The organism is Patulibacter sp. NPDC049589 (genome assembly GCF_040675535.1).
Lineage (GTDB): Bacteria > Actinomycetota > Thermoleophilia > Solirubrobacterales > Solirubrobacteraceae > Patulibacter.
The window spans coordinates 23,821-39,680 of the sequence record NZ_JBFAPC010000038.1; the positions used below are offsets into that span (position 1 = coordinate 23,821).

The following is a 15,860-nucleotide window of genomic DNA, read 5'->3' on the forward strand; positions in this document are numbered from 1 at the left end:
CCGTAGCGCGGCGCGGGGCGGGCGGGACCGCTCCGGTCACGGTCCCGCCACCGGGGCCCGACGTCCGTCCCCTATCGTGGGTCGCGCAGGATCGATGCGACGGAGGACGGGCACATGACGGATCAGTGGCGTTCCGGGCTGGAGGGCGTCGTGGCGTTTCAGACCACGATCGCCGAGCCCGACAGGGAGGGCGGCGCGCTCCGCTACCGCGGCGTCGACATCGAGGACCTCGTCGGCTTCGTCCCGTACGAGCGGGTCTGGGGGCTCCTGGTCGACGGATCGTTCGATCCGGGCCTGCCGTTCGCCGAGCCGCACCCGCTGACGGTCCGCTCCGGCGACCCGCGCGTCGACGTCCAGGCCGCGCTGGCGATGCTCGCCCCCGAGTGGGGCTTCAAGCCGCTGATCGACACCACCGACGAGGAGGCCCGCGACGAGCTGGCCCGCGCGTCGGTGATGGCCCTGTCGTTCGTCGCCCAGTCCGCCCGCGGCGGCGGCCGTCCGCCCGTGCCGCAGGCCGCGATCCGCGAGGGCGCCACGCTCGCCGAGCGGTTCCTGATCCGCTGGCGCGGCGAGTTCGACCCCAAGCACGCCAAGGCGATCGACGCCTACTGGATCTCCGCGGCCGAGCACGGGATGAACGCGTCGACGTTCACCGCCCGCGTCACCGCGTCGACCGGTGCCGACGCCGCCGCCGCGCTCTCCAGCGCCGTCGGCGCGCTCTCCGGCCCCCTGCACGGCGGCGCGCCGTCGCGGGTGCTGGCGATGCTCGACGGCGTCGAGCGCTCCGGCGACGCGCTGGCCTGGGTCAAGGCCGCGCTCGACAAGGGCCAGCGGCTGATGGGCTTCGGCCACCGCGTCTACCGCGCCGAGGACCCGCGGGCGAAGGTCCTGCGGCGCACGGCGAAGGAGATCGACGCCCCCCGCTACGAGGCCGCCAAGGCGCTCGAGGCGGCCGCGCTCGGCGAGCTGCAGTCCCGCAAGCCCGACCGCGTCCTGGCCACGAACGTCGAGTTCTGGTCCGCGGTGATCCTCGACTCGGCCGAGGTGCCGTCGCAGCTCTTCACGCCGCTCTTCACCTGCGCGCGCGTGGCGGGCTGGTCGGCGCACATCCTGGAGCAGAAGCGCGAGGGCCGACTGATCCGCCCGACCGCGAAGTACATCGGCGAGCCGCCCCGCTCCGTCGCGGACGTCGGCTGATCGTGGGCGGACAGCTCCACCTGGGGCGGCTCTTCGGCGTCCCGATCGTCGCCGGCTTCTCGTGGCTCCTCTGGATCTTCGTCGCGCTGTACCTGATGGCGGGGTTCTTCCCCGACGAGATCGCCCCGACGGACGGCCGCAAGTTCGTCCTCGCCGCGATCGTCGTGGTGATCTACGTGCTCGCGCTCGTGGGCCACGAGTTCGGGCACGCCCTGATGGCCCGGGTCTTCGGCATCGAGACCGAGCGGGTGGAGCTCTGGGCGCTCGGCGGACTGGCGCACCTCTCGCGCGGCGCGCGGAACCCCAAGGAGGAGTTCTTCGTCGCCGCCGCCGGCCCGGCGGTCACCCTGCTGGTGACCATCGGCGCCGGCATGGTGGTGGGCGCGGTGGACGGCTTCAACCTCGACGCGCTCTGGCAGATCGGCACGCTGCAGTACTCCGGCAGCACCGCGGTCAGCGCCGTCGCCGGGATCATCCTGTTCTTCGAGGGCCTCGCCCTGATCTTCAACCTGCTGCCGGCGCTGCCGCTGGACGGCGGCCGGATCGCCCGGTCGATCGTGTGGAAGGTCACCGGCGAGCCCGCCCGCGGGACCGCGTTCGCCGCGCAGGCGGGCAAGGTCCTCGCCGTGTTGCTCGTCGGCGTCGCCCTCTGGCTCGTCGCGGACACCGGCAGCACCTTCAACGGCCTGATGGCGCTGTTCCTCGCGTACTTCATCTGGCAGAACGCCCAGGCGGCGGCGATCCCGACCGAGCGCCGCCGCTCGGTGGCCAGCCTCGTCCCCGCGTCCGCCGTGATGGACCGCGAGCCCGTGTGGGTCGCGACCACCGACACCGCCGCGGACGCCGAGGCGCACGCGTTCGCGACCCGCGACCTCGCGTGGGCCGCCGTGCTGGACCCCGAGGGCCGGCTGCGCGGGATCCTGCCCGCCGAGCGCGTCCGCGAGGAGCTCGCGGCCGGCCGACCGGCGACGCCGGCGATCGACCTCGTCCCGAGCGGGGCCCGGCCGGCGACGCGCGAGGACGTGCTGCTCCACAAGCTGCTGAAGGACAAGGACCTCGAGCGGCTCGGCGCGCTGCCGGTCGTGGACTCGTCCGGCGTCGTCGTCGGCGTGGTGTCACGCGAGGCCGCGCGGCAGGCGCTGGTGGTCGAGGGCGGGCTGCGGACGTAGGACGGCGGGCCCGCGTCGCCGGCGGACCCGGATCGGCCACACGGTGGTCGGGCGCGATGTCGTCGGAGGCACAGTCCGGTCGGAGGTACGCGGCCGTCGGAGGTACGCAGCCGTCGGAGGCACGCGATCGTCGGCGAGGACGGCGTCGGTGCCTGACGGCGCACGGACCGAACGCTCCCGACGTCCGGTTCCCAGCCTCAGGCCGCCGGCCGGACCGGCAGCGTCGTCCGCCGGCGCGGACGGAGCGCCGGTGCCGGGCGGCGGTCCCTCGCCCGGGCCAGGCGCCGGCGCGTCGCGCGCAGGAGCGGCTGCTCGACCAGGTGGTACGACGCGATCGCCGCGAGGATCGCCGGGATCCCGACGAGCACGCAGGTCGCGAGCAGGTCGTCCGTCGGCAGCAGCCCGTGGGCCTGCAGGCCCAGCAGCACCGGGTAGTGCCACAGGTAGATGCCGTAGGAGCAGGCGCCGAGGTACGCGAGCGGCCGCCACCCCAGGACGCGCGGGGCGTCCGCGGTGGAGCAGGCGACGCAGATCGCGGCGAAGCCGACGCCGGCGGGCAGGTCGCCGAGGAGGCCGTCCAGGGGCACGCCGAGCCGGCCGCTGCCGTGCGCCCACACGAGCGCGACGCCGGCGACGAGCAGCACCCGGGCGAGCCACCGCGGGACGGTCCGGCCCTCGACGAGCACCCGCGCCGCCATCCCGACGCAGAAGAGCCCGACCACGTCGGGCAGGACCGTCCGGATCACCGGCGACGCGGCGGTGTGGCCGGTCCGTGCGGTCCAGGCGATGCCGAGTCCCGTGACCGCCACGAGGACCGCGAGCTGGCCGGCGCGGCCGCCGGCGGGGCGCGCACCCACCCGGTCGGGGCGGCCGGGAGCGGCGGGCCGGACGGGAGCGGCGGGCCGGACGGGAGCGGCGGGCCGGACGGGAACGTCGGATCGGACGCCGCGGGCCTGGGTGACACGCAGCGCGAGCCGGCCGGGGCGGACGCAGGCGGCCCGCAGCGCCAGCACCCCGATCAGCGGCACGACCGCGTAGAACGTCGCCTCGACCGCGAGCGACCAGGTCGGCGGGTTGAGCATCCCCGCCAGGTCGCCGGAGTAGTTCTGGGCCAGGACGACGAAGCCGACCAGGCGCCAGTCCTCGACCAGCCGCCAGTGCCCGGTCCCGTGCAGCAGCAGGACGGCGACGACGAGCGTCAGCCAGTACAGCGGGAGGATTCGCACCGCCCGCAGCGCGGCGTAGCGCCCCAGCCGCGGCGGGCGCGCGGCCGGATCGACCGCCGCGCGGGCCCATGGGGCGTAGACGAGGAAGCCCGAGAGGCAGAAGAACAGCGGCACGCCGAGGGCGAGCTCGTTCCACCAGATCCCCAGCCCCGCCACCGGGCGCCCCGAGTACTGCCACGCGTGATGGGCCACGATCGCCAGGGCCGCGAGCGCACGGAGCCCGTCGAGGGCGGGCCGGCGCGACGAGTCTCGGGGCACCGCTCCACTGTCGCCCGCGTCGGTTCAGCGAACATGTGTGCAACATCGGAGTTCTCTGAGAACCCGGTCCGGGCGGTGGGGACGGGCTCGCGGCGGAGACCGGTGGGGCCACGGGCACGGCCCGGTGGAGGCCGCCGGCCCGGGGCCGCGGCCCCGGATCGCGGCGGACGCAATCCCCGCTCAGTCGCCGTCGGAGCGCAGGCCGTCGACCACGCGCTCGAGCGTCGCGGCGAGCTGGGCGAGCTCATCGTCGTCGAGGCCCTGCAGCACCGCGGGCGGCGCGGACAGCCGGCGCTCGACCTCCGCGCGGACGCGGACGCCGGCGACGGTCAGCGCGAGGACCTTCACGCGGCGGTCGCCCTCGGCAGGGCGGCGCTCGACGAGGCCGCGCTTCTCCAGCCGGTCGACGATCCCGGTGACGTTGCCCTTGTCGCACGCCAGCGCGCACGCGAGCGACCCCATCGGCTGTGGCTCGTCGGGATCGAGGTGCCGCAGCGCCGCCAGCTGCGACGGCGGCAGATCGAGGTCGCGGGCGACCTCCGTCCCGTCGCACCGGCGCAGCTCCACGAGCGCGGCCAGGTGCCCCCAGACGGTGACCGCGTCGGCCGTCGTCGTGTCGTCGGGGGCGACCATCGCCACCGAGGATAGTCGGCGGGGCGGGCGACGCCTCGGACGCGGGGCGGCCGGCCCGACGACCGGGGCGTGGGCGACGACCGCAGCGGCAGCAGGCATCGAGTTCGGTACCTCCGCGGTCCAGAAGTCGACGACCGGGCCGGAGGCGACGACCGCGGCGGCAGCAGGCATCGAGTTCGGTACCTCCGAGGTCCAGAAGCCGACGGCCCCGCGCGCGGCGCGGTCCGCCCCACAACGACGAACGGCCGCCCGGAAGGCGGCCGTTCGTCTGGACCTGGTGCGGACGCCGCGAGATCCGCGACGCCCGGTCCGATCGACACCGTAACCGGTGTCGACCCTTCCTACATCATGCCGCCCATGCCGCCCATGCCGCCCATGTCGGGCATGCCGCCGGCGCCGTCCTTCTCCGGCGGGTCGGCCACGATGGCCTCCGTCGTGAGGATGTTCTTGGCGATCGACGCGGCGTTCTGCAGCGCGGAGCGGGTGACCTTGGCGGGGTCGACGACGCCGGCCTTGACCAGGTCCTCGAGCTCGCCGGTGGAGGCGTTGAGGCCGACACCCGGCTTGGCGTTGCGCACGTCGTTGATGACGACGGAGCCCTCGAGACCGGCGTTGAACGCGATCTGGCGGAGGGGCTCCTCGAGCGAGCGCAGCACGATCTTGAAGCCGGTCTGCTCGTCGTCCTCGAGGTCCGAGGAGTCGACCTTCAGGCCGGCCTGCAGCAGCGCGACGCCACCACCGGGGACGATGCCCTCCTCGAGCGCGGCGCGCGTGGCCTGCAGCGCGTCCTCGACGCGGTGCTTCTTCTCCTTGAGCTCCGTCTCGGTCGCGGCGCCGACCTTGACGACGGCGACGCCGCCGGAGAGCTTCGCGAGGCGCTCCTGGAGCTTCTCGCGATCGAAGTCGGAGTCGGTGTTCTCGACCTCGGCCTTGATCTGGGAGATGCGGCCCTTGATGGCCTCCGCGTCACCGGCACCGTCGACGATCGTCGTGTTGTCCTTGGCGACGACGACGCGGCGGGCGCGACCCAGCTGGTTGATCTGGGTGTTCTCGAGCTTCAGGCCGAGATCCTCGGTGATGACCTCGCCACCGGTGAGGATCGCGATGTCCTCGAGGATGCGCTTGCGGCGGTCGCCGAAGCCCGGGGCCTTGACCGCGACGCCGGTGAAGGTGCCGCGCAGCTTGTTGACGACCAGGGTCGCGAGGGCCTCGCCCTCGACGTCCTCGGCGATGATGAGGATCGGCTTGCCGGCCTGGATGACCTGCTCCAGGACGGGCAGCACGTCGCGGACGGCGCCGATCTTGGAGTTCGCGATGAGGACGTAGGGGTCCTCGAGCACGGCCTCCATGCGGTCCTGATCGGTGACCATGTAGGGCGAGACGTAGCCCTTGTCGAACTGCATGCCCTCGGTGAACTCGAGGTCGATGCCGAACGTCTGGCCCTCCTCGACGTTCACGACGCCGTCCTTGCCGACCTTGTCGATCGCGTCGGCGATGACGTCGCCGATCTCGGCGTCGCGGGAGGAGATGGTCGCCACGCGGGCGATCTCGTCCTTGCCGGAGATCTCGACGCTCTGGGCGGCGATGGCGGCGACGATCTGCTCGACGGCCTTCTCGATGCCGCGCTTCAGGGCGAGCGGGTTGGCGCCGGCCGTGACGTTCTTCAGGCCCTGCTTGACGATCGCCTGGGCGAGGACCGTCGCGGTCGTGGTGCCGTCGCCGGCCACGTCGTTGGTCGCCGTGGCGACCTCGCGGACGAGCTGCGCGCCCTGGTTCTCGAAGACGTCCTCGACCTCGATCTCACGAGCGATCGTGACACCGTCGTTCGTGATCGTCGGGGCGCCGAACTTCTTGTCCAGGACGACGTAGCGGCCCTTGGGCCCCAGGGTCACCTTGACGGCGTTGGCGACGGCGTCGACGCCGGCCTCGAGGGCCGCACGCGCTTCGGTACCGAACTTGAGCTGCTTAGCCATGTGTGTTCTTCCTTCTCAGTCTCGGAGGGAGGACGACCGGCGTCAGCCGGTCACCTTCGCCAGGACGTCGCTCTCGCGGAGGACGAGGAGCTCCTCGCCGTCCACCTTGATCTCGGTGCCGCCGTACTTGGAGTACAGGACCTCGTCACCGACGGCGACGTCGAGCGGGATGCGCTTCTCGCCGTCCTCGTCCCAACGGCCCTGGCCGGCGGCGAGGACCTCGCCCTTCTGGGGCTTCTCCTTGGCGGTGTCGGGGAGCACCAGACCGCTGGCGGTCGTCTGCTCCTCGTCGATGGCACGGACGATCAGGCGATCGCCGAGCGGCTGCAGCGAGATGGACATACAGGTCCCTCCGGGCTTCGTGTTGCGTGAAAGACGGCGGTCGGCACTCTCACGTCGAGAGTGCCAACGTGGTGCCAGCATAGCGTGCGACGCCCGGCCGTCAAGCCTCGTTGGCACTCTGGTCACAAGAGTGCCAAGCAGCGCGCAGGGGCCGGGCGGTCCGTTCGGGCCGGTTGCAGCGGTTTCCGGCGTCTCCTCGCGGTCCGGCAGCGGCACCGTCCGCCGTGCGGCCGCTATCCCGCATCTCGAGCAGCACGCCCGACGCGCCCAGAAGGATCAGCCGTCGGCCCGGCACATGAAGGCGCCCCGCCCCGCCTACTTGACCGTCAGCACCTTGCTGACCGTCGAGAGGTCCGTGCGCTCCGGCAGGACCGCGCCGCGGTACCAGGCCTGGACGCCCTTCTGGGTCTTCGACAGGCGGACGGAAACGCGGAAGCTGCCGTCGGCGTTCGGGGTCACCGAGCGCAGGACGGTCGTGTCCTTGCCCCCGCCGCGGTACGCGACGAGCGTGACGGGCTCGTCGTCGGCCGCGCCCTTGAGGACGCCGACGACGGTCGCCGTGCGGACGCCCTTCTTGCCCCGCTTCGGCTTGCCCGCCGTACGCAGCGTCAGCGTCGGGGCCTTCGCGCCGAGCAGTGCGTCGTTGCGGAAGACCGCGCCGAGCACGCTGTCCTGCAGGACGACGCCGGAGCCGAAGACCGCGGCGACCGGCGGCGTCGTGGCGCCCGGGGTCGGCAGCACGCGCAGGGTCTTCGCCCCGTCGCGGGTCACGAAGGCGCCCGCGGGCGTGATCAGGACGCCGCCGAGGTCGGACGAGAACTCGAGGCTCGGATCGCCGCCGCCACGCGTGTCCGGCCCGGCGGCGCCGAGGTTCGGCGCGATCGCGCGGCGCTTGAACGTCTTCGCGCCGTCGGTCGAGCGGTAGAGCGTGCGGCCGTCGAGCGCGTAGGCCGTCTTGGCGGAGACGAGCTGGACGTCGTCGGTCGACGCCGGGAGCTTCGACTGCTTCCAGGTCTTCCCCCCGTCGGCCGAGCGGACGACGAGCAGGCCCGAGCCGCGGCGACCCCATGCCAGCACGGTGGAGCCCTGGGCGGCGACGCTGGTGAAGCCGCGGCCCTGCAGGACGGCGGACTCGACCGGGGCGGGGTTCGCCGGGTCGGTCAGGCGGACGACGCCGCGCGCGCCGACCACGACGGGCGTGCCGCCGGCCACCGCGAGGTCCGCGGGCTTGATCGCGGAGAGGTCGGCGAGCTTCGCCCAGACGCCGTCGTCCAGGCGGCGCAGCGTGCCGTCGTCGGCCAGCGCGACGAGCTTGCCGCCGGCCGACGCGACGCGCGTGAGGTTCGGCGTCGCGGGCAGCGCCACGTCGCTCCACGTCTTGCCGTGGTCGGAGGACACGTGCAGCCGGCCGACGCTGGCGATCGCCAGCAGGCCGTGGACGCCGAGCGAGCCGGTGCGGTCCGCGCCCGACGCGAGCGGGCGGTAGGCCGTGGCCCCGGCGTCGTCGGTGCGCAGGACGCTCGCCGCCCCGTTGTTCTCGGGCCGGGTGATGCCGACGATCGCGTCCGCGGCGGGGCCGCTCACCTCGGCGTCGGGCAGTGCCGCGACGCGGGCGCCGAAGGCGTCGCCGTCGAAGCGCAGCGCGCTGCGGCGGGCCGGGTCGCCGGCCGCGTTGACGCCGACGACGCAGCCGCCGGCCGCGCCGCAGACGACGTTCCGGACCGCGACGCCGGTGGCGCCGGGCAGGTCGTCCGGGATCGGCACGGCGTGGCGGGTGAACGTCACGCCCTGGTCGGTCGAGACGAGCACCGCGTCGCCGGCGCCGACGACGATCGCGCCGTCCGCGCGCTTCGCGAGGCCGGCGATGGACGGCAGCGCGTCGACGAGCGGCGCGGCGTCCGCGTCGGTCGGCGGGCCGGGGACCTCGACGCCCTGCCAGGAGGCACCGCCGTCGACGGTGCGCTGCAGGCCGAGTCCGGCGGCGCCGGCGGCGACCGTGCGCAGGCCGACGTTCGCGTCGAGCGCCAGCTGCGGGCCGCGCTCGCCGGCGTTGGCGACGGTCCACGTCGCACCGCCGTCGACCGTGCGCCAGGTGCGCTTGTCCGTCGACGCGAAGGCGACGTCGGGGCTCGCGACGGTCAGGCTCAGCGCGGAGCCGGTGCAGCCGGCGAGCGGGTCGCCGGCCCACGTCAGGCCGCGGTCCTCGGAGTGGCGCACGCGGCAGGAGTCTGCGAGCAGGAGCCGGTCCGGACCGGCCGCGGCGATCGCCAGGGTGCCGGGCTCGGTGCCGTTGATCTCGACCCGGCCGACGCGGGATCCCGCGGCCGACGTGACCGCGATCGGCACGCGCTGGTCCTTGACGTCGGACCCGAGGATCGCGGTCGTCGTGCCGCTCGCCGACACGTGCGAGGGGTTGCCGACGCCGAGTGGGCCGGGGGCGTCCCAGCCCTGGAAGGTGGTCGCCGCGGGGTCCGCGGCGGAGGCCGTCGCAGGCACCACGGCCACGGCGAAGCTGGCGGCCAGGACGGCCGTCGCACTCGAGAAACGCATTGCTGCTCCTGGGTTCGGGACCGCGCGCCGCGGTCGATGCACTGAGAACCCGGCGGATCGCGAATCGATGCGGCGGGCGGCGGATCTGGCGCGTCGGCGCGCGTCGATTCCGGGGCGGGACGGGGGCTTCAGGGGCGCATGCGGCGCCGCGATCCGTCCCCGGCGACCACCCCGGGACGCGCAGCGCCCCGGCCGTGGGGACGGCCGGGGCGGACGGGCGCCGGGGGGGGGGTCGGGGCCCGGCGCCGGCGGGGGTGCCGGGCCGGGCGCGGTGGGTCGGTGGCCGGACCCGCGGGGGCTAGCGGAGGGCCGGCTCGCGCAGCTCGGAGGCGATGGCGCGCGGGTCGTCGTCGTCCTCCACGGCGGCCGCGCGCTCGGCGGCGAGCTCCAGGCCGCTCTTGGTGCCGAGCGCCTTCTCGCGCAGGAACCACACGGCGGCGAAGGCCACGAGTCCGAGCGGGGCGGCGATCAGGAAGACCTCCGCGACGCCGGTGCCGTAGGCGTGCTCGACGACCGCCTGCACCGGGCCGGGCAGCGCGCCGACGTCCGGGATGCTCGAGCCGCTCGGGGCGGAGCCGGCGGCGTCGATGCCGCGGGAGGCCAGGCCGTCCGCCGTCGACGAGGCGACCTTCGAGCCCAGGATGGCGCCCAGGACCGACACGCCGACCGCGCCGCCGAGCGAGCGGAAGAAGGCGATCAGGGCGGACCCGGCGCCGATCTTCTCGGTCGGGATCACGTTCTGGACGGCCAGGATCAGGTTCTGCATCACCATGCCGATGCCGGCGCCCAGGATGAACATGAACACGCCGACCTCGACGAGGCTGGTCTGCTCGTCGATCGTGCCCATCAGCGCCAGGCCGACGGTCAGCCCGACGGTACCGGCGAGCATGAAGCGCTTGTAGTGCCCGGTCTGGGAGATCCGGCGGCCCGAGAGGGTCGAGGAGCCGAACAGCCCGATGACCATCGGGATCGTCAGCAGGCCGGACGCCGTCGGGCTGTAGCCGCGGGCGAGCTGCATGTACTGGGTCAGGAACAGGGTCGTGCCGAACATCGCGACGCCGACGGCGACGGAGGCGATGACCGCCATCACGACGGTGCGGTTCTCGAAGAGGTCCAGCGGGATCAGCGGCTCGGGGGCGCGGCGCTCGACGAGCACCGCGGCGATCAGGAGGACGATGCCGCCGATCACCATCAGCGCGCTGGTGCCGCTGACCCAGTCGAAGTTCTTGCCGGCCAGGGAGACCCAGATCAGGATCGACGCGACGCCGGCGGCCATGAACGTGCCGCCCAGGACGTCGATGTGGACGTCGTCGCGGCGCTTGGTCGGGAGGTTCAGCGTGCGCTGCAGCAGGACCAGCGCGATCAGGGCGAACGGGACGCCGACGAAGAAGCAGGCGCGCCAGCCGATGCCGTCGGTCAGCAGGCCGCCGATGACCGGCCCGGCGACCGTGCCGAGGCCGAAGACGGCGCCGAGGTAGCCCATGTAGCGGCCGCGCTCACGGGGCGAGACGAGGTCGGACAGGATGACCTGCACCAGCGCGGTCAGCGCGCCGACGCCGACGCCCTGGATCGCCCGGCAGGCGATCAGCCACGTGGTCGAGCTCGCGAAGCCGGCCAGGATCGAGCCGCTCAGGTAGATGACCAGGCCGAGCTGGATCAGCTGCTTGCGGTTGAAGAGGTCGGACATCTTGCCCCAGATGGGGGTCGAGATCGTCATCGTCAGCAGGGTCGCGGTGACGACCCAGGTGTAGGACGACTGGCCGCCCTTGAGGTCGGCGATGATCTCCGGCAGCGCGGCCGAGACGACCGTGCTCGACAGGATCGCGACGAACATCGCGAGCAGGAGCCCGGAGAGCGCCGAGAGGATCTGGCGGTGGGACATCTGGCCCTCCACCGCGGCCGGAGGTCCTCCGGCCGCTGCGGGGGTGGGTGTGGTGCTGCTCATCGGACGTGCTCCTCGTGACGCGCGCCCGCGGCCTCCGCGGGCGTGAGAGTGGGGTCGGCCGCGGTGCGGTCGGCCGGAAGGTGGGTGGCGGCGGACGGGCCGTCGTCGTGGGAGTCGCAGGTGCCGAGCGCGCCGCGCAGCCGGACGATGCCGTCGGCGAGGCCGGTGACCTCGTCGCGGTCCCAGTCCTCCACGGCGGTGGCGATCGCGCCCTTGAGGCGGTGGTGAGCCGCCTCGAGCTTGGCGGTGCCGGCGTCGCTGATCGCGATCAGGCTGGAGCGCCCGTCGTGCGGGTCGGCGACCCGGTCGACGAAGCCCTCGTCCTGCAGCGCCTGGATCTGGCGGCTGGCGACGGACAGGTTCACCTGCATGTCGCCGGCCACGTCGCTGATCCGGGCGGGGCCGATGCGGTGGACGACGCTCAGGACCGTGAGCCCCGCGACCGCGTGCTCGATGCCCGCGAAGCGCTGCAGGTCCCGCCGCAACGCGGAGAGGTGGTACAGCGCCAGGGCGAGGGCGTCGATGTCGTGGTCGTCGTGGCTCATCGGGTCGATACCTGCTTCCTGCAAGCAAGTATACCCAGATCCACTTGCTTCCTGCAAGCATGTTGTGGCCAAGGGCGCGGGCCACGAGTGCCTCGCGCGGCTCGACGTCTGGGCCGACGGTGTCTCCGCCGGCCTACCCAGCGACGCGGCCGAGCCGCTCGTGGCCACGCACCTTCGCGGGTGCCGTGACGGTGCCGAGGACGCTCAGGGCCTGCTGGCGCTCATCGCCGACGACCGGACGACCAGCGACTGAGCCGATGCGCCAGGCCGACCGCGGCCCGGCGCGTCGAGCCCCTCGTCGGCGTTCATCCGCGGTCGGCCCGCCAACGCGCGAACACGTCGCGCAACTCAGCGCGCATCTCCGGAGTGAGGTGCTCGTCGCGCAGCTCGCCGGTCAGCTCGAGGGTGTCTCGGAGCTGCCGCAGGTACAGGGCGCACTTCGCGCAGGCGGCGAGGTGCGATTCGAGGCGTTGCAGGTCGTCCGGGGAGAGCGCGCCCTCGAGGTAGTCGGTGACCCGCTCGACGAACTCGGCGCAGGGCATCTCGGGAAGCGTGGTCATGGTGCGAGGTGCGCTTCGAGCGCGGCACGGATCCTCGACCGGCCGCGGTGCAGGAGGACCCGCTGGTTGCCCGCCGTGAGATCCAGGATCGTGCAGACCTCGTCGGCGTCGAGGCCCTCCAGGTCGCGCATCGTAACGACGGCGCGCTGGGCCGCCGGCAGAGCGGCGATCTCCCGCTGCACCAGACGCAGCGTTTCGGCGTGCGACAGCGCGGCCTCGGGAGAGACATCCCAGCGCCGGGGCGGGGCGGCCCAGTGGTGAGGCCACCGGTCGTGGTCGGCGGGGAGGAAGCGTTCGGGGCCGACCGCGGTGAAGTCCTCGCCGAGCTCGCGGCCGGCCAGGGTGGCGAACGGGACGGTGCGGTGCTCGACGACCCCGCGGGTCTGCGCCCGGTTGGCGAGGATCCGATAGATCCACGTGCGGAGCGAGGAGCGGCCCTCGAAGCGGTCGATGCCGCGGAGCACGCCGAGCCAGGTCTCCTGGACGACCTCCTCGGCGACCGCCTGGGTGGACACGAAGGTGCGTGCGAGCCGGAGGAGGCCCGGAGTGTGCAGTACGACCAGGTGGTCGAACGCCGCCTCGTCGCCGTCGCGAAGACGATCGAGGAGACGCTCCTCGGAGGCCTCGCGGTCGCCACCGTCCGGCGCGGTACGCAGCACGCTCACGCGGGCGCCGTCGACTTGCGGGCAGCGGCGATCTGCGCCAGCGCGCCGTCCAGGGCGATGCGGATCTGACGAGGGTCTCGCCGAACCTGGGTCAGCAGCAGGCCACCCTGGAGGCTCGCCATGACGGCCGTCGCGAGCTCATCGGGATCGACCGACGGGCGGAGCTCGTCGCGTTCGAGCATCGTCCGGAACCCCGCGGCGAGTGGGCGCTCCCAGGCGTCGAACGCCTGCGCCAGCACCGCTCGCGCCTCGTCGTCGTGCTCTGCGAGTTGTGCCACGAGACCGCCGAGCGGGCACCCACCCCGGCCGTCCAGCGCCGTCTGCCCGGCGACGATGTCGTCGCACCAGGCCTCGAACCGGGCGACGGACCCGAAACCCCCTTGGACGTGGCCGTCCTGTGCCCCGAGAACGAGGCAGGCGGTGTTCCGCGCGACGGCCTGCAGCAGCTCCCGGCGGCCCGGGAAGTAGAGGTAGAGCTGACTCTTGCTCGTCCGGGATCGTTCGCGGATGTCGTCGAGGGCCACGGCGGCGACGCCGCGCTCGGCGATCAGCTCGGTGGCGCTGTCCAGGATCCGCCGCCGGGTGGCCCGGCCGTTCGCCGTTCGCGGCAGCAGCTCGGGCACGATCGACAGCGTAGTCGACTTGGACCAGAAGGTCCATGTAGGAGTCGTCGTGCGTAACGCCCGGATGCGACGGGAGACAGATCCATCAACGTCCGCCGATCGAAGGAGCTCCAGTACCGATGCCGAGCAGCACTCGACCGTGCGTCCCGCGGGACGTGCCGCCGCACGACCCCGCCGGGGCCTCCCGGGGCTCGCGGGGCATCGAGCGCTCGATCACCAGGGACCCGATCGCGCTCTTCGGCGAGCTGCTCGATGCCACGCCGAGCGTCGCGATCCTGAGGACGATCGACGGATGCGCCCGGGAGATCGCGATCCGGCGGTGGCTCGGGGCGGCGTGCCCGGTCGACGAACGGGTCCTCGATCGGGCCGACGGTCCGGTGCTCGACGTCGGCTGCGGCCCGGGACGGCACCTGCACGCCCTGGCCCGACGCGGGGCGATCGGCGTCGGCGTCGAGCTGTCCCCGACCGCCGTCCGGCACGCACGCGCCGGCGGCGCGGTGGTCTTGGAACGGTCGATCTTCGACGTTCCGGTGACGAGGCACTGGCGGAGCGCCCTGCTCCTGGACGGCAACGTCGGAATCGGCGGCGACCCCGTCGCGCTGCTCGTCCGACTCGCAGAGCTCCTGCACACCGACGGACGGGTCCTCGTGGAACTCGACCCGCCGGGAGGCTCGTGGCCCCCGGGGCGGGGCGCGACGATGGTCCGCATCGAGTCGGCGGACCAAGCCAGTCGGTGGTTCCCGTGGGCATGGGTGACCGCCGACGGGATCGATGCCGTGGCCCGTGCGGCGGGCATGGTCGTGAGCGAGTGTTGGTGCGACGGTGGCCGTCATTTCTGTGCGTTGACGTCGTCGTGATCGCGCTGGGGGCTGTGCGGCCGTGAGGCTCGTCCCGGAGACGCCGCCGCCGGGTCCTGCGCGGCCGGAGTTCTGGCGCTCGCCGGTGCGCGGGCCGTGGATCACCGCGGCGCTGGGGATCGTGCTGCTGGTCGGGTTCCCGATCGTCTTCGTGACCGGGATCCTGTCGCACGCGGCGTACCTGCCGCAGCTGGGTGACAACGACGTGCTGCCGCGCGATCTGGACTTCCAGTTCGTGAAGATCGACTGGCCGACCAGCCCCGTCTGGCTCTACGCGGTCAACCAGGGCACCCACGTCACCGTCGGGATCCTGCTGGTCCCCGTGGTGATCGGGAAGCTGTGGTCGGTCATCCCGAAGCTGTTTGCGTGGCCGCCGGCCCCGAGCCCCGCCGAGGTCCTGACGAAGCTCGCCAACCTGCTCTTGGTCGGCTCGGCGTTCTTTCAGCTCGCGACCGGCATCGCGAACATCCAGCTCTGGTACCCGTGGCACTTCAACTTCGTCGTCGCGCACTACTACGGCGGCTGGGTCCTGATCGTCTCGATCGTGCTGCACGTCGCGATCCGGATGCCGAAGGTCCGCGCCGCGATGCGCACCAACCAGGACCTCAAGCCGCTGCGCACGAACCTGCAGAACACCCGGCCCGAACGGTACGAGGCCGGCGGCCTGGTGTCGCCGAACCCCGGCCCGGCGACGATCTCCCGCCGCGGCGTCCTCGGGATCGTCGGCGCCGCGTCGGGTGCGCTGCTGGTCACGACGGTCGGGCAGTCCGTCGGCGGGCCGCTGCGCAGGTTCGCGGTCCTCGCGCCGCGCGGCAACGGCCTGGCGCTGGACGGCCCCAACGGGTTCCCGATCAACAAGACCGCGCAGGTCGCGCGCGTCACGAAGGAGCTGGCCGGCCCGTCGTGGGTCCTCGAGCTCACCGCCGACGGCCGCCAGTTGCAACTCGACCGCGACTACCTCCTCTCAAAGCTGCCCCAGCACACCTACGACCTGCCGATCGCGTGCGTCGAGGGCTGGTCCACCACACAGTCGTGGACCGGCGTCCGGCTCGCCGACCTCGGCCGCCTCGTCGACGCCGACCCCGGCCACGTCCTGCACGTCGGCTCGCTGCAACCCCGCGGCGCGTTCCGGCAGACGACGCTGTCAAAGGACCAGGCCAACGCCGACAAGTCGCTGCTGGCGCTCAAGGTGGGCGGCGTGGACCTCTCGATGGATCACGGCTTCCCGGCGCGCATCATCGTCCCCGCGATGCCCGGCGTGCACTGCACCAAATGGGTCTCCGACCTGCAGTGGGCCCACGCATGAGCGACCCGATC

15 protein-coding genes are annotated in these 15,860 nt (G+C 73.4%); 5 read left to right on the forward strand and 10 right to left on the reverse strand.

Annotated features, from left to right (window positions below; genetic code table 11):
* Positions 1-114: 114 nt before the first annotated feature.
* On the forward strand, positions 115-1,197 hold the full coding sequence (locus tag AB0L40_RS09610; RefSeq protein ID WP_364352738.1) for a citrate synthase 2: 1,083 nt from the start codon (positions 115-117) through the stop codon (positions 1,195-1,197).
* Between the two features lie 2 nt (positions 1,198-1,199).
* Positions 1,200-2,366 carry a site-2 protease family protein gene (locus tag AB0L40_RS09615; protein WP_364352741.1) on the forward strand — a complete coding sequence of 389 codons (1,167 nt, stop codon included), beginning with the start codon at positions 1,200-1,202 and terminating at the stop codon, positions 2,364-2,366.
* A 197-nt stretch (positions 2,367-2,563) separates the two neighbouring features.
* On the opposite strand, the gene AB0L40_RS09620 is transcribed toward AB0L40_RS09615, so the two are convergent.
* The 7 genes from AB0L40_RS09620 to AB0L40_RS09650 all read right to left on the reverse strand — a co-directional run bounded on the left by AB0L40_RS09620 (position 2,564) and on the right by AB0L40_RS09650 (position 11,838).
* Positions 2,564-3,850, reverse strand: coding sequence for an acyltransferase (locus AB0L40_RS09620; RefSeq protein ID WP_364352744.1), 1,287 nt, complete (start codon positions 3,848-3,850; stop codon positions 2,564-2,566).
* Between the two features lie 180 nt (positions 3,851-4,030).
* Complete coding sequence (locus AB0L40_RS09625) at positions 4,031-4,483, reverse strand: MarR family transcriptional regulator (RefSeq protein ID WP_364352747.1); 453 nt, start codon at positions 4,481-4,483, stop codon at positions 4,031-4,033.
* 341 nt (positions 4,484-4,824) lie between these two features.
* Positions 4,825-6,456, reverse strand: coding sequence for a chaperonin GroEL (groL, locus tag AB0L40_RS09630; RefSeq protein ID WP_364352750.1), 1,632 nt, complete (start codon positions 6,454-6,456; stop codon positions 4,825-4,827).
* Between the two features lie 42 nt (positions 6,457-6,498).
* Positions 6,499-6,798, reverse strand: coding sequence for a co-chaperone GroES (groES, locus tag AB0L40_RS09635; RefSeq protein ID WP_026910073.1), 300 nt, complete (start codon positions 6,796-6,798; stop codon positions 6,499-6,501).
* Between the two features lie 315 nt (positions 6,799-7,113).
* Positions 7,114-9,348: a hypothetical protein gene (locus AB0L40_RS09640; protein ID WP_364352753.1), complete on the reverse strand. Its 2,235-nt coding sequence runs from the start codon at positions 9,346-9,348 to the stop codon at positions 7,114-7,116.
* Between the two features lie 298 nt (positions 9,349-9,646).
* Entirely contained in the window at positions 9,647-11,293 is a 1,647-nt protein-coding gene (locus AB0L40_RS09645; RefSeq protein ID WP_364352756.1) for an MDR family MFS transporter, read from the reverse strand.
* Complete coding sequence (locus AB0L40_RS09650; RefSeq protein WP_364352759.1) at positions 11,290-11,838, reverse strand: MarR family winged helix-turn-helix transcriptional regulator; 549 nt, start codon at positions 11,836-11,838, stop codon at positions 11,290-11,292. Before AB0L40_RS09650 ends, AB0L40_RS09645 begins: the two co-directional genes overlap by 4 nt.
* A gap of 64 nt (positions 11,839-11,902) precedes the next feature.
* On the opposite strand from AB0L40_RS09650, the gene AB0L40_RS09655 reads away from it, so the two are divergent.
* Positions 11,903-12,091 carry a hypothetical protein gene (locus AB0L40_RS09655; RefSeq protein WP_364352762.1) on the forward strand — a complete coding sequence of 63 codons (189 nt, stop codon included), beginning with the start codon at positions 11,903-11,905 and terminating at the stop codon, positions 12,089-12,091.
* A 52-nt stretch (positions 12,092-12,143) separates the two neighbouring features.
* On the opposite strand, the gene AB0L40_RS09660 is transcribed toward AB0L40_RS09655, so the two are convergent.
* The 3 genes from AB0L40_RS09660 to AB0L40_RS09670 are packed head-to-tail and all read right to left on the reverse strand — an operon-like array spanning position 12,144 to position 13,686.
* On the reverse strand, positions 12,144-12,398 hold the full coding sequence (locus AB0L40_RS09660; protein WP_364352765.1) for a zf-HC2 domain-containing protein: 255 nt from the start codon (positions 12,396-12,398) through the stop codon (positions 12,144-12,146).
* Positions 12,395-13,063, reverse strand: a complete 669-nt coding sequence (locus AB0L40_RS09665; RefSeq protein WP_364352768.1) for a sigma-70 family RNA polymerase sigma factor — start codon at positions 13,061-13,063, stop codon at positions 12,395-12,397. Before AB0L40_RS09665 ends, AB0L40_RS09660 begins: the two co-directional genes overlap by 4 nt.
* Entirely contained in the window at positions 13,060-13,686 is a 627-nt protein-coding gene (locus AB0L40_RS09670; protein ID WP_364352771.1) for a TetR family transcriptional regulator, read from the reverse strand. The genes AB0L40_RS09665 and AB0L40_RS09670 overlap by 4 nt, the downstream gene beginning before the upstream one ends.
* 119 nt (positions 13,687-13,805) lie before the next feature.
* Here AB0L40_RS09670 and AB0L40_RS09675 point away from each other — a divergent pair, with 119 nt between their 5' ends.
* Positions 13,806-14,543, forward strand: a complete 738-nt coding sequence (locus AB0L40_RS09675) for a class I SAM-dependent methyltransferase (protein WP_364352774.1) — start codon at positions 13,806-13,808, stop codon at positions 14,541-14,543.
* A gap of 22 nt (positions 14,544-14,565) precedes the next feature.
* Positions 14,566-15,849: a molybdopterin-dependent oxidoreductase gene (locus AB0L40_RS09680; protein WP_364352777.1), complete on the forward strand. Its 1,284-nt coding sequence runs from the start codon at positions 14,566-14,568 to the stop codon at positions 15,847-15,849.
* Positions 15,850-15,860 lie beyond the last annotated feature (11 nt).